The 14895-nt window shown below is 45.4% G+C and carries 12 protein-coding genes; 8 read left to right on the top strand and 4 right to left on the bottom strand.

Translation table 11 applies throughout. The annotated features are described in order from the left end of the window. The first annotated feature begins 291 nt into the window (after window positions 1-291). A complete protein-coding gene (locus tag PWYN_RS01665; protein ID WP_036647719.1) occupies window positions 292-4518 on the top strand; it encodes a glycosyl hydrolase in 4227 nt (1408 codons plus the stop codon). Window positions 4519-4597: 79 nt separating this feature from the next. Here the strand turns inward: PWYN_RS01665 and PWYN_RS01660 are convergent, their stop codons facing one another. The 4 genes from PWYN_RS01660 to PWYN_RS01645 form a co-directional block, all read right to left on the bottom strand. Next, entirely contained in the window at window positions 4598-7129 is a 2532-nt protein-coding gene (locus PWYN_RS01660) for an ABC transporter permease (protein ID WP_036647717.1), read from the bottom strand. Next, window positions 7126-7827, bottom strand: coding sequence for an ABC transporter ATP-binding protein (locus tag PWYN_RS01655; protein ID WP_036647715.1), 702 nt, complete (start codon window positions 7825-7827; stop codon window positions 7126-7128). The genes PWYN_RS01660 and PWYN_RS01655 overlap by 4 nt, the downstream gene beginning before the upstream one ends. 97 nt (window positions 7828-7924) lie before the next feature. Further along, window positions 7925-8959, bottom strand: a complete 1035-nt coding sequence (locus PWYN_RS01650) for a sensor histidine kinase (RefSeq protein ID WP_036647713.1) — start codon at window positions 8957-8959, stop codon at window positions 7925-7927. Then, window positions 8956-9642: a response regulator transcription factor gene (locus PWYN_RS01645; RefSeq protein WP_036647711.1), complete on the bottom strand. Its 687-nt coding sequence runs from the start codon at window positions 9640-9642 to the stop codon at window positions 8956-8958. The genes PWYN_RS01650 and PWYN_RS01645 overlap by 4 nt, the downstream gene beginning before the upstream one ends. A gap of 194 nt (window positions 9643-9836) precedes the next feature. Here PWYN_RS01645 and PWYN_RS01640 point away from each other — a divergent pair, with 194 nt between their 5' ends. The 7 genes from PWYN_RS01640 (at window position 9837) to PWYN_RS01610 (ending at window position 14747) form a co-directional block, all read left to right on the top strand. Next, window positions 9837-10139: a hypothetical protein gene (locus PWYN_RS01640; protein ID WP_036647708.1), complete on the top strand. Its 303-nt coding sequence runs from the start codon at window positions 9837-9839 to the stop codon at window positions 10137-10139. 50 nt (window positions 10140-10189) lie between these two features. Next, complete coding sequence (locus PWYN_RS01635) at window positions 10190-10867, top strand: PspA/IM30 family protein (protein ID WP_036647705.1); 678 nt, start codon at window positions 10190-10192, stop codon at window positions 10865-10867. 4 nt (window positions 10868-10871) lie between these two features. Continuing rightward, the gene (locus tag PWYN_RS01630; RefSeq protein WP_036647703.1) at window positions 10872-11339 is read left to right on the top strand and encodes a PspC domain-containing protein; all 468 of its coding nucleotides are present in this window, start codon (window positions 10872-10874) and stop codon (window positions 11337-11339) included. 3 nt (window positions 11340-11342) lie between these two features. Next, window positions 11343-12050: a PspA/IM30 family protein gene (locus PWYN_RS01625; protein ID WP_036647702.1), complete on the top strand. Its 708-nt coding sequence runs from the start codon at window positions 11343-11345 to the stop codon at window positions 12048-12050. A gap of 312 nt (window positions 12051-12362) precedes the next feature. Beyond that, a complete protein-coding gene (gene liaF, locus PWYN_RS01620) occupies window positions 12363-13010 on the top strand; it encodes a cell wall-active antibiotics response protein LiaF (protein ID WP_036647700.1) in 648 nt (215 codons plus the stop codon). Window positions 13011-13040: 30 nt separating this feature from the next. Next, a complete protein-coding gene (locus PWYN_RS01615; protein WP_036648231.1) occupies window positions 13041-14078 on the top strand; it encodes a sensor histidine kinase in 1038 nt (345 codons plus the stop codon). A 15-nt stretch (window positions 14079-14093) separates the two neighbouring features. Next, entirely contained in the window at window positions 14094-14747 is a 654-nt protein-coding gene (locus tag PWYN_RS01610; RefSeq protein ID WP_036647698.1) for a response regulator transcription factor, read from the top strand. Window positions 14748-14895 lie beyond the last annotated feature (148 nt).

Below are 14895 nucleotides of genomic sequence, written 5' to 3'. Positions count from 1 at the left end.
GCTTGCTTTTTTTGCTAATTAATTAGGTATTTTGTCTTATTTTGTTTTCGTATTTAACTAATTTAAATATAACAAAAACACAATACGAGACTATGAAAACAAATAGAGGACATATTCAAATGAATTCAGGGTCTGTATAATATATTATTAAGCGCTTACAATGTAATATATTAGTATTTTTAAACCGTATTCATTAGATTTTTTGCTGACATAGCAAAGGGGAGGGTGCTAACAAAAATAAATATTTGTTAGTTTTTGTTTGGTAAAATAATGATTCTTAGGAGGGTTCTCATGAAAGGTTCAACAAAATGGCTAGCTTCCTTCATGGCTGCGGCAATGATTGGAACCTCGCTTGCTCCGGCCTACGCGGCTACAGGCGGGGCAGGAAATGTATCATCTACTGCTTCTGATTTGCAGGGGCACTGGGCTGCTACTGATATTGGTCAATGGATGAATAACGGTGTCATTAAGGGCTATCCGGATGGGACATTCCACCCTAATCAGAGTATTAATCGCGCAGAATTCGTTACGATCATCAATCAAGTATTCGGTTTTACCGCCGCATCTACAATAAATTTCAGCGATGTTTCAGCTGGCAGCTGGTACGCGCATCAACTCTCAATTGCAAAGGAAGCTGGCTATTACCTTGGCTTTGAGAAGGATCAGGCTCGGGCCACGACAGAAATTTCCCGCCAAGATGCAGTGACACTGCTTGCAAGGGCGTTTAGTCTTGCAACTGGGGGGAATACATCATTTGCTTCGTCTTTTAAAGATTCAGCCGATATTCAGAAATACGCAGTTGAAGCTGTAAATGCCTTTGCAGGTAAAATCAGTGGATATGCAGATGGATCCTTTAAGCCAGAAGGTAAAATAACACGTGCAGAAGTAGTTACGCTTCTAGATCAACTGATAACAGGGTATTATGCAACTACGGGTAACCATGAAGCTGCAATCATTAATGGAAGCGTAATCATCAATAAAGATGGAGCGAACCTGAAGGGAGCGACTATCAACGGTAATCTATACCTAGCACCGGGTATTGGCGACGGGGAAGTTACGCTTGACGGTATAACGGTTAAGGGAACCACTTATATATGGGGTGGCGGTGAGAACACTATCACTTTCAATAACGCCAACCTCGGTAATGTGCAAGTTAGACGCCCGGATGGTATGGTCCGTGTAATGACAACTGGTACAACACAGATCGCTAATATCTCAATGGAGAGCAAGTCTCGCCTAGAGCTTGGGGTTGGTACGAAAGTCGTTGTAGCCACAATTAATAAATTAGTCGCCTTATTGGTTGCGGAAGGTGCCTCGATTACAAACTTAACGGTTAATCTAGATGCACCGGGAACAACGATTGTCGGTAAAGGAAATATTTCGAATGCCATCGTTCGAGCTTCCGGCCTAACGGTCAACGGTGTTGTGGTTGGGGTAGGAACAATTACAGTGGCAAACGGTGTATCGGTGCCGGTTACGCCAGGATCTCCAACAACACCAACCACGCCAACGACGAATAACGGCTCTGGTACTGTAACCCCTACACCCATATCTACAGTCGACTTCGTAGACTCGAAGGCTACAGCTGAGACCAAATCTCTTTTCGCCTATCTTCAGGATATCCGCGGTAAGAATATTTTATTTGGACAGCAGCACGCTACAACCGAAGGGATGTCGATCACAGAAAAGAATGGTACCCAGTCTGATTCTCTGAATGCGGTTGGTGCTTATCCTGCGGTTTTTGGTTGGGATACGCTCAGTCTTGAGGGGCATGAGAAGCCAGGAGTATCGGGTAACTTTGAGCAAAGCCGCGACAATCTAATCGATGTAATGAAAAAGGCTTATGCCCAAAACGGTGTTCTTAACCTGAGCTCACACATGCCGAACTTTGTGACAGGCGGAGATTTCTATGACCTTAAAGGTAACGTAGTATCAACTATTCTCCCCGGTGGTTCGAACCATCAGGAGTTTAATCAGTTTTTAGATAATATCGCGGATTTTGCAAAAAAACTAAAGACTGACGATGGCAAACCGATTCCGGTTGTTTTCCGCCCATTCCACGAGCAAAGCGGTAGTTGGTTTTGGTGGGGGGCAGCCTTCACGACAAAAGATGAATACAAAGAAATCTACCGATATACCGTTGAATACCTGCGTGACCAAAAAGGTGTTCACAACTTCCTGTATGCCTACTCACCTGGGGGAGGCTTCGGGGACAACGAGGAGAAATACCTTGAGACTTATCCGGGTGATGACTATGTAGATATCATTGGCTTCGACAGCTATTATAACGGGGAAGGTCAAGGCTGGTTCGACAGTGTTGTTAAGGAAACGAAGCTTGTCTCCAAAATTGCGGATCGAAAGAATAAAGTGGCAGCACTTACGGAATTCGGTTATCAAAAAATGCAGGTAAGCGGAAATACAACGACGGATTTCTATACCCGCTTGGCTACTGCGTTGAAGAGTGATCCTGACTCCAAGCGCATGGCTTATATGTTGACTTGGGCGAACTTTGGTGCGAACTCTATTTATGTACCGTATCCAACAGGTGACCCTGCTCATGAGCATGAGATGCTTGCAGATTTCAAAAAATTCTATGATGATGAGTATTCGATATTCAGCAACGGGGTAACCGGCGCTTATAACCGAAGTATAGATGCAGCCGTTGAAAAGCCGTTGATGCACATCGCTTCACCTACGAACCAAGGTACGATCAGCACGAATACCACGAAGGTTCGGGCTCGTGTTTTAAATGAAACGCCGGTTAAGGTTGTATACACTGTTAACGGCTCCACTGTGGAAACACCAATGACACTGGAAGCGGACGGCTTCTTCTATTCAGCAGATTGGTCACCGGCTGCCAGTCTTAACGGCAAGTCGAATACCATTACTGTTAAGGTGTATGGTGCTGACGGCACGGTTCTACAGGAACAAACCAATACGGTCTTCGTGAAAATTGGTGAAGTATTAATCCATTCGTATACTTTTGATCAAGATATCCTAGGTGTACAAAATAATGGAGGGTATCAGGCTGAAGTTTCGTCTCTCACCCACAGTACATTGGATGGGAATGGTGTTCTTAAAATAGGTGTAACAAAGGCTGTTTATGGTGATAACTGGCAGGAGTTGAAGCTGGAGTTGACCAACGCGAAGTCGGTCATTAACAGCGATACCTTAGCCGATGTATCACGTATCAAGTTCGATGCATGGATACCGGTATCGGCAGGAAGTTCGAAAGCTACCCCTAGTCTTCGTGCTGTAGTTATGCTTCCACCGGATTGGGAAAATAAATACGGAATGGAAACCACACAGGTTGCCCTTTCGGAGATGCAAAAAGTAACGATTAACGGTGTTGAATATGCCAAATTCTCCCCGTCCATCGATTTGTCTGATGCAACCAAACGCGAAGAGGCAGACGATATTGCACTTTCCCTAGTGGGCAGTGGTTTGGATAGCGATACTACTTCGTTCCCTGTATATATCGATAATATCCAACTCTATAGTACCTTTGCGGAGGCTACCTCTGATCCAGCTTTTGTGGATGATTTCGAGGGCTATCTGGGAAGCAACCTTTCATTGCAGACCAAATTTGTTCATGCCGGAGGAGATATCGCTTCAGCAACGCTAGATGCGGGTCATAAACAAAGCGGCAGCTATGGATTAAAGTACACCTATACACTGGGCGGCAATGGGTACACGGGTATTACCAAATCAATGGGCAGTGCGGACTGGTCTGGTTTTAATGCCCTTCAGTTCTGGTATCAGCCGGATGCACAAGGTCAAAAGCTGGTTATTCAGATCAATGCCAGCGGTAAAACCTATGAATATTACCCGGACACCAAGACTACAACCGCTCAATTCGTCACGGCGAAATTCAGTGATTTTAAACCGGCTAATGGTGCTACAGGAACGTTAACCAAACTGAACCTGAAGGCTATTCAAGCGTTCTCGATTTATACGAATGCTGTACCTAGCGGTTCAACACTGACGTCAGATATGTATTTTGACGATATCAAAGCGGTGAATGATCCTAATGCAGGAACAGTGCCGAGCGGCAGTGCCGGAGGAGGAATTGCTCTAGGTACACTGTTTGACTTTGAAAGCTCACTGCAGGGCTGGGAATTTGGTCAAAACACCGTAGCTACAAACCTGGCCAACACCACAGATGGAGTCAGTAAGGTACTCAGTGTTGATTTCCCAAATACTTTTCCAGCGAATACAAACTTCGAGTTAAATAATATTGGGAACAGGGATCTCAGTAGCGGGAGTACGCTGAAGCTGAAAGTCCGTATATCAACCGGCTCGGCTTTAGCTAAGCTATTTATTAAAACTGGCGGCGGCTGGGCTTGGGCAGACTCCGGTGAACAAACACTGACCACGGATTATCAGTGGATCACTATGGATTTGAACCAGAGCACGATCGACAAAACCTTGATTCAATCGATGGGGCTCCAGATCTCTTCACCGAGCGGCACAAGTTCACCACTTACGGTTTATGTGGACGAAGTGATACTAGAATAGATTAGGTATAAAAAAGAGTACTTGAGTTTACAACCTCAAGTGCTCTTTATTTATATATCTCTATGGATTGGACTTTCTGTTATTCAATTTCCCGCAACCGTTCAACAATCGTGGATTTTGTCAGCATTCGGTAAGCTCTCAAGGTCACGGAATATGCTATGACTAGCAAGACAGGTACGACCATGATAAACGGCAGCCAGCTCATTTGGAAGACCGTAAATGCCATGTTCTCCGTAATACTCTTGGAAATGCTGTAGGTCACCAACACACCTGCGGTAGAGGTGATGATTACTGTTAAGAGCACGTTATACAGCCCTTCATAAACAAGCATTTTCTTCAGCTGCTTCTTGGTCATTCCGATGCTCTCCAGAACAGCAAACTCATTTCTGCGGGCAATGACTCCTGTAAGGACGGTGTTAATGTAGTTGAGAACTCCGATGAGCGCGATAACAAAGCTAAGGCCATAACCTAGGGTTTGGAAAATAGTGATAAACCCGCTCAGCTCCTGTCTGTAATCTTCTCTGGATTTGAGGGTCAACTCATCCGTAGGAGCGGTTATGGCCTTGGCAGCCAGCTCCACATCATCCAGCTTGGTAGAATCGACTTGCAATGTTGCTGAAAGGATCATGGCGGGGCTGCTTTCCTTAGGCAGTTCTTTTATGAGCTCGGAAGAAGGAAGGAAGGCATTATAGCCATAGCCTGAAAAAGACTTGTCCGTAGCCGCAAAAAGAGCATCGTAGTTTAGGACAGTCATCACCTCATAACTTTTACCCAACCCATTATATTGGATATGGTCACCGGGGTGATAATAAGTAGCGTATACATCCTCCCCTACAATTGACTCGGTTATAACAACGTAATTTCCGGTGTCGAATTTCTCCTTATCAAAAGTCCCTTCAACGATATCCTTATTCAACAAGTCATACCAACCCGAATCCAATCCATACAGATTCAGCTGAATATATCCTCCCTCTAAGATGGTCGGAATGTAAGGGTCAGGATCGGGCATCGAAGCCAGCGGGTCGAGAACCGCGTGAACAGTCTTATCTATTTCGTAGGGTTCGAATTTGTAATACACTTTGTCAATACTCTTCACCCCATCAATGCTCCCCAAGGCGCTGCAGAATTCCTCCGAAAGTTTAAAGGGATCGCCTTGTCGTTCTCCGCCATGACTGAGGAGGGGCTTATTGGTTACTACAAAATCTCCTGATATATAAGAACTAAGGTACTTGTTTACATCTAATGTAGAAATAATCGTAAAGATAGTACTGAATAAAGTAATGCTTAAAGATAAGGAGGACAGCATCAGGAGCAGCTTCTTTTTACTTCTGAATAAGTTAGAGAGTGCCATGCTGTTAAGCTTTGCCCCGTGCTTAGATTTTTTGGATTTTTTCTTTCCGCCTATAGACACTCCTGAGAACTTCACGGCTTCCACAGGGGAGATTCTAGAGGCGATCCTGCCCGGCTTGCTGGCACCCAGCCATACCGTAATATAGGAGAATATAGCTGCACCGATAAATATAATCGGACTGACAGAATACGATGCTTCCACGGACTCGCTGGAAAAAGAGTTCACCAACGGGGTCAACAGGCATCCGATTCCATAGCCTGAGGCAAGTCCGAACGGCAGTGCAATCAGATACAGCACCTGTGCCTGAACGGAAATAATCTTTCTCAACTGTCTGGGTGTGGTTCCAATGGTCTTCAACAATCCGTAGAACTTCACATCCCGTACCACTGAGATATAAAAGATATTATAAATCAGTAAATATCCGCTCAGCATAATGATGAATAGTATCGCCGCATAGGGAACCAGGTTCATCCAATCCTCGGCGAGAGAGACGGAGGCATAAGCCCAGTTTATTCCGATGGGTACATCCAGTTGCGTATCCTCAAGGACTTTTGTTAGTTTCTGCTCAATATCGAAGGAATTGTTGAACATTACGCCTAGCTCCGAAGTGTTAACATAAGAGCTGTTAGCGATGGAGGTGGCTGGATCGATAGAAGAAATGTATTTTTGCGTAAAAGCCTCCGAAACAAAGGCCAGCCCGGCCATAGCCAAGTGCTTATCCGCTTCATAATACCCCGCTATAATAAATTCACGGCTCAGGACTTTATCACCTGTATCGATTTCTAGAGTTACCCGCTGGCCCAATTCATGGACAACACCAAGCTTATCCATTTCCCAAGTGTTCAGGGCAACCTCGCTTTCGCCTGAAGGCAGTCCACCCTCGATAAATTGGATAAATCCATGCTTGGCATAGTTTTTGTCAACGTGCAGGACCTCAACAGGGTTGTCCGCGAAGACGTTGTTTTTCAATCTGCCTGCTCGAAGAGAGACACCATACTCACGAATGGAGGGATGCTTGCGGAGTACCTCTAGTTCCGGTGGGTTCAAATATTTGAAGCCTCCATGAAAATCACTGCCTACCGTCCGCATTTGGGCATGTTCCATTGACTTATTAATACTAAGGGCCAGTGTAAATATACTGGTGATCAAAAGTGTAGTCAGAATAACGGCACAAATGATTGTGAAATTACGCATTGAATTCGCTTTTAAGCTTTTGATGGCTAGGTGGCGGATACTCTTACGGTTATTCGTTCCGATCATGAAGGGGTCACTTCCCGCCCCGCCTGCGCATTACAAGAGACAATGGTTCCGTCTTCCATACGAATGATCCGGTCTGCGGTTTGGGCAATCTGCTCATTATGCGTGATCATCACGATCGTTTGGTTGAATTTCTCACTCATCTGCTTCATCAGGATGAGGACTTCCTGACTGGTTTTACTATCGAGATTGCCTGTAGGTTCGTCCGCCAGAATAATGGAGGGTTTGGTGGCCAAAGCTCTGGCAATGGCAACCCGCTGCTGTTGGCCTCCCGACAGATTAGCGGGCAGATTGTGAACTTTCTCTTGAAGGCCGAGAGTGTGTATGACCTTATCAAGGTACGCCTGATCGATCTTTCCGCCATCAAGTTCTATGGGTAAGATTATATTCTCAAGAACATTCAGAATCGGAAGCAGATTATAGCTCTGAAAGACGAATCCAACGGATCTGCGTCTGAATATGGTCAGTTTGTCATCTTTCATAGCAAAGATATCATGCCCGTCCACGTAAACCTTGCCTTCTGTAGCCCGATCCAGACCGCCAAGCATATGTAAAAGCGTACTTTTGCCGCTGCCGCTGGTACCAACAATAGCTACGAACTCACCCTTCTCTACGGTCAGCGATACGCCGTCCAAGGCTTTAACGGTCGTTGCCCCTTTTCCGTAATATTTCTTCAAATTTTCTATTCTTATAATACTCATTAGCTCTTCCCCCTAAGTAATTGGTACCTTACACATCTCTTAAGGTAACAAACAAATCTGACAGCACCGTGTCTGAAATCTGACGGTATTGACACATTCATATTCGGGGTAAGAAGACTGAGAAGACCGATCCCTTGCTAGCCTCAGAGGTAACTTGTATATACCCCCCTTGAGTGGTGATGATTTCTTTAGCCAAAAACAATCCAATACCGACACCCTCTAACTCACGAACATTTTGGCCTCGGTAGAACCTTTTGAATACAGAATGAAGCTCCTCCCTAGGGATACCGATTCCGGTGTCTGAAATATCTATGCGGGTGAACATTTCGTTGCTTTCAGTCGTAAGAAGTATTTTGCCGCCCGTTTCTGTATATTTCACAGCATTCTCCAGCAGGTTGAATAGAGCTTCACTTGTCCATTTTGGATCGTAACGGGCTTCAATAGTAGGATCACAAGTCATGCTGATGAGGATGTTCTTGCTCTCTGCCTGATCATAAACCTGGGATACGGTCTGCTTGATCATTTGAATAACAGGATGGTTCTCCATACGGAGCGAAATCATGCCTGATTCCAGTCGGGAGAGCTTAATTAAGGATTGGATAAGCCAGTTCAATTTATCCGACTGCGTCATAATGTGGTTAATGTAAGCCAGGGTATCCTTATGGAGTTCAGGTACCTCACTAAGAAGTTGACTGTAAACCATGATATTGGATAAAGGTGTCTTGGTCTGGTGGGAAATATCTGAGATCAGTGTTTTAATCTTATTTTTCTCCTGCTCAATGTTCTGCTCATTCGATCTGGAGATATCTATGTACCGCATTAATTTATGTTCTATAGAAGAAAGAGAAGTCTCATCATAATAAGTTAATTGCTCACGACCATGAATTGCTCCGTCGATCATCGTATCCAAGTTATCCATATAGGAGGTGATTTGGCAGCGAAGCAAGTTAATCCAAACGGTACCTAACCCTAATATACAAACCAAGAATAGACAGGATATCTTCAATAGCCTGGGATCCAGTCCTGTCAGTAAAGTGCTGCTGATGATGTAGATGAAGACCAAAAGAACAAAGATCATCGAAAAGAGGACATTTATCTTACCCGTGTGTTCGATAAGTTTGTTTTTCTTCATGGATGTTTACCTTCCGCCCACATATAGCCCAGACCATAGATTGTCTTAATATATCTAGGAGAGGAGGGATCATCCTCTATCTTGGCCCGTAGTCTTTTAATCGCAACAGTCAGCGCATTCTCATCTACAAACTCAGCTTCTTGGCTCCAGATCTTGTCCATCAGCTGTTCTCTTGTCAAAATGTTCCCCGAATTAACCACCAAAGTCTTCAGCAGCTTCTGTTCAGTTTTGCTAAGTACCAGTGGGCGGTTGCTTTTATAATACTCCATCTTGTTGAAATCAAAGGCTAAGGAACCCAGGGTTATTTGATCTTCTCTGTGATTCTCAGCCCTCCTAAGTACTGCCATTACTCTAGAGCGGAGAACCATTAAACTGAAGGGTTTGGTGATATAATCATCGGCTCCCAATTCAAACCCCGTAACAATGTCCGGCTCCATGTCGTTAGCGGTAAGAAAGATGATCGGCATTTGCGATGTTCTCCGTATTTTCTCGCAGTAATCCAAGCCGCTTCCATCGGGAAGGTTAATATCCAGAATCATCAAGTCTATTTCATGTGACGAGACGAGCTTCTCCGCAGTAGCGATATCATAAGCTTGTACTATGGCTAGATCATTTTGCGAAAGTGTCAGGGCGATTCCTTTATTCAGACTGCGGTCGTCCTCAACGATCAATAATGTCCTCATTGCGGCTCTCCTTCATCAAATTGGCTGTAATATAGACTAATTATACTCTAACCAGCCCTTTTGTGGTCTGCAGTCGTAGAGTCTCCCCGCCTAAGGTCCAGTACATAAAACCGTCCACGGTCTGTTTTGAAAAGCTTGGGATTGATCTAGAATAAGACTATAAGGTTGAGGTTAACGAAAGGCGGTGAGAAAAAATGCAAAGTAGAAAAGGAAATGGATTGGCGATTGTATTTATTGTACTCGGCGCAATTATGCTGATGGGTATCGCGCTTCCTCTGATTCACGGAATCTTCAGACTGTTGTTCCCGGTATTGCTGGTGGTTCTCGGGTATTACGGGATTAAGAGCGGACGCAAAGTTATTGGTTGGATCGTGCTTTTCATCGGTATTATGGCTTTAATCTCCAAGCTTGCTTGGTTGATTGGACCTTTGCTTGGTCTGGGATTGATCGTATGGGGCATCTCAGTTTTGAAGGGCAAGAGAAGAAGTACTTACTAATGGGAACGAATAAGTAATCGAAAGTAAAAGTAAGGAGGGAGCAGGAAAATATGAGCGTTTTTCGTCGCATGCGGGATATAACCGTAGCTAATCTAAATGAACGACTGGAGCAAAGCCAAGACCCGGTGAAGCTGATCGATCAATTCCTTCATACTACACGTGATGAAATTGGAGAGGCCGAGAGGTTGTATCAACAATATGCTTCTCACACTAAGCAGCTGCAGCAGCAAGTAAATCAAGCCACTGCAATGAGAAATAAACGTGAAGAGCAGGCACTCCTTGCACTAAAAGCCGGTGAGGATCATTTGGCAAAGCTGGCCCTGCAGGAAAAAATTATTCACGAGGAAAAGCTGGAGCAGTACAGCGGACTTTTGGAGCAGAGCCAGCAATCACTGTTTGACCTTGAGGGTCAGCTGAACGAGCTGAAAATGGAATATCAGAATGTATATAGCAAACGCCAATATTATGCCGCTCGCATGGAATCGTTACGATTGCAACAGCGCATGAATCAAAGAGCCGGTGCATTTGGCAACGGCGGCGATGTACCCAAAATGTTCGGTCGTCTGGAAGACCGTATGAGTGATTGGGAGCTGGAAGCAAAGAGTCTGAGTGACTTGCGACGTATGGGGCAAGAGTATGCTGTACAGGCAGGAGAGACTGTGGCTACAGTCCTCGAAAGAGAATTAGCACGTCTAAAGGAAAAGTTGAACAATGACAGAAAGGAGTAGCACAATGACCCGATTGTATCGTTCAACCCGTGACAAAGTGATGACAGGCCTGGCCGGTGGATTGTCTGAAACGCTCGGAATCGACTCCACGCTGCTACGTATTCTGCTGGTAGTAAGCATTCCTTTTACAGGGGGGGCGGTAATTCCGGTATACTTCATCGCAGCGCTCGTTATTCCGAAGGAGCCTACACAATATAATCCTTTTGGTGCTGGCCCCGGGATGCAAGGCAATGGCTATGGCGGGTATTACACGGAAAGACCTGAGCAGGCTTATGGACCCTATGGTCAAGGACGTTCCGGCGGTTGCGGACGCCAGTCTAACCCAGCACCTAACTTTGACAAACAAAATGCCTATACAGCTCCGGACTCTGGATTAGATGCCATGATGAAGGACATTGAGAAAAAGGCGCTTAAAAAAGAAGTAGAAGAACTCAAACAAAAACTGTCTAAATACGAGAAGGGAGAAGTGTAAATTATGGGAGTTTTCAAAAGACTTAAAGATATGACTAAAGCATCGGTAAACGACATGTTAGATAAGGTAGAGGACCCAATTGTGATGCTTAACCAATATCTACGCGATATGGAGGCTGAAATTCACGAGGCGGAGGTAACTGTAGCGAAGCAGATGGCGAATGAACGCCGTATGAAGCAACGTGTTGATGAAGCTGCTAAGATGTCCGCACAACGCGGAGCACAAGCAGAGCTGGCCTTGAAGAACGGGCAAGAGGAAGTTACACGCAAGCTGCTTGAGGAGAAAATCTATTTTGACCAAAAGCAAGTAGAATACAGCGAGCTTCATGGGCAAGCGGAAATACAAGCCAAGGAATTGGTGCAACAGCTGCATGAAATGAAGGATGAATTCTATAAACTGCGTAACAAGCGCAATGAGCTTGTATCCCGTGCCCAAATGGCTAAAGCTAAAAAGCAAATGTCGCAGATCAGCAGCGTACATTCCATTGAAAGCGGCAGTGCATCCCTAGGCTTCCACCGTATGGAAGAAAAGATTATGCAGCTTGAAGCAGAAGCTGATGTTATGCGTGCCCCATACAGTCCTTCGGCAGCTGCCTACAGCAACCCTATTGATGCCGAGAAACAACTGAAAGTGGAAGAACAGCTTGCCGCATTGAGAAACAAGCTGAATGATTCACCAGCAGCACCGTCCTTGGAGAAAAAAGAAGAATAAAGCCTGTTCCACAATTACAGGCTAGTATGATATGCTAAACTAGGTAAAGCCATACCGTGTGGAAATTCCATACCGGCATGGCTTTTCCGAACGTTTAAGCTTACTAGCTTGTAAATGTATAATATAAGCCGGTTAAAAGTCATGTAGAGGAAGTTTGGAACTGGAGGAGCGTTAGCGCTCGCCTTTGTTCCCGGATTTCAACCGCGAAGAGCGGTCCAAATCAAGAAATCTGGGAACAACAGCGGCCGAAAGTCCAAACGTTCCTCGTAATGACGTTATTCACCGGGCTTTATAACTTTTAGGAGGTGCGAGATGGATAAGCGGAGCCGTATAATTGCCATAGGACTGATCGGAGTAGGCTGCTTGATGATTTTTGGCAGATGGATCGGCTTTTTTTCCATAGTCGCACTTCTGTTCTTGCTGCTTGGTATTTACCGAGTTACGTCGGGAAGAATCAAACAAGGCTACACTCTGCTCGGGATTGGTGCAGTAATGCTGATGTTGAACCACTTAGTACTGGTACTTGGTATATGTCTAATCTCCTTGGGAATGTTTTTTACGAAATCCAGAAAGCTGCAGCATAAGAGCGGATTTATTCAGAAGCAGAACTTCTCTTCCAGCTTTGACTGGGATCAGTCACCTTGGGTAATGAAAAGTCTGAGCGCCTGGCATGTACTGGGCGAAGCGGATCTTGACTTGTCGCTGGCGATGGCTGAGGATAAAGAAACGGTACTTTTATTTCAAGGGATTTTTGGAGATATTGATATCCATCTTTCGGAGAATTATGGGGTAGAGATTGAGGCTTTTGTGTTATTCGGATCCATTGAATTCGGCAACCAGCGCGATACGGGCATGCTGAACAAGCTAAATTGGAAGTCCTCTAATTATGACACCAGTGAGAATAAAGTTAAGCTTAGCATCTCGTACTTAATGGGAGATCTGGATGTACGGGTTACCTAGGATTATGGATTGAGAAGGGAGGGCCCCCGAGTGGGAACACAAAAGAACGCAAACATGGTATCGCGCAGCATGGGAGAGGGGGCTCTTTTTTCCTTTGTCATGCTGCTTGTAATCCTTTACATTATGTATACATACGGCTATTTACGGCCCTTTCAGAATTGGGAGATTGGTCTGAGGACTGCCCTTACTCTGGTTGTGTTGCCGATAGGTTTTGGGATCGGGTTTGGCTTCTACCAGAGCTTCCGCGTTAAGCGTAAGCTAGAACGGCTGCGGGAGACGCTGCTGTTATGGGAGAAGGGTAATCTTACCCTGTCCATGCCGGAGCTTGGTGATGATGAGCTGGGCAGGCTTGGAGAACAATTGGGACGGATTAGCGGTAAATGGGAGAACCAGGTAACTACGCTTCAGAGGTTATCTACACATAACGCACAATTGGCAGAGCAGGCGCGAGTGTCGGCCATTATGGGTGAACGGCAACGACTGGCGCGTGAGCTGCATGATGCGGTTTCCCAACAATTATTTGCGATTTCTATGACAGCGACAGCCGTTGGCCGTACGCTGGAGAAGGACTTTGACAAGGCTCAGCGGCAGATTGCACTAATTGAAGAGATGTCTGCTGTAGCCCAGTCGGAGATGAGAGCTCTGCTACTGCATTTAAGGCCTGTCTACCTGGAAGGCAAAGGGCTGGAACAAGGACTGCAGGAGCTGATCAGGGAGCTTAAAGAGAAGGTTCCGATCGAAATTTTGTTCGAGATGGACCCCGAGGTGCATCTACTAAAAGGTGTAGAGAATCACTTCTTCCGTATTGTGCAGGAAGCGATCTCAAATACGTTAAGGCATGCGAAGGCCAATAAACTGGAGATACGCCTTCAACGCCGGGGAGATACGGTACGTATGTCTCTTCGGGACGACGGGATCGGATTTGAGATGGACGAGAGCAAGAAGACATCCTATGGTCTGTCGAATATGCAGGAGCGTATCATCGAGACGGGGGGCTCCATTCATTTCATAACAGCTCCGGGCAAGGGGACGCGAATTGAGATTACAGTTCCGTTAGTTAATGAATAGGAGGACAGGGGAACCATGGAGACAGATACTTCGATTAAAGTACTACTGGTAGATGATCATGAAATGGTACGGATTGGATTGGCAGCTGTACTGGGTACTGAAGACGGGATCGAAGTTGTAGGTGAGGCCGGAAGCGGTGAGGAAGGCATACGTCTAGCCCAGGAATATAAACCGGATGTAGTGCTTATGGATCTGGTGATGGACGGTATGGATGGCATTGAGGCAACCCGGCAGCTTATGAAGCTCTACCCTGAATGTAAAGTCATAGTATTAACAAGCTACTTGGACGATGCAAAAATGTATCCGGTCATTGAAGCCGGCGCTTTCAGTTATTTGTTAAAAACTTCACGGGCGAGTGAGGTCGCAGATGCAATCCGCGCGGCAGCGAGAGGTCAATCCGTACTGGTCTCGCAGGTTGCTTCCAAGATGATGAATCGGTTCCGCACGGATGCCATGGGTCAAACCGCTGCCCATAAAGAGCTTACGGATCGGGAAATGGAAGTATTGAAGCTTTTGGCTCAGGGAAAATCCAATCAGGATATTGCAGATGTGCTCATTATCGGAATCAAGACTGTTAAATTTCATGTGACGAATATATTGGCGAAGCTGGATGTGGAAGATCGAACCCAAGCCGCTATTTATGCTTATAAAAATGGATTGGCAGAGTAAATTGAAGGCATAGATCGAAACCGTATCGGAACCGTATAGAAACTGGCCAGAGTATTAGGGGGCCGGTTTTTTTGCGTGCAGGCGTATTGGAAAATTGAACCTCCGAATAAAATCTTGTAAAGCGGGTATCCTATTTAGTAGATTGATA

Origin of the sequence: Paenibacillus wynnii (assembly GCF_000757885.1) — a bacterium.
Taxonomy (GTDB): Bacteria; Bacillota; Bacilli; order Paenibacillales; family Paenibacillaceae; genus Paenibacillus_AQ; species Paenibacillus_AQ wynnii.
Note: the sequence above shows the minus strand (reverse complement) of the source record. Positions and strands in the feature narration are given on the sequence as shown.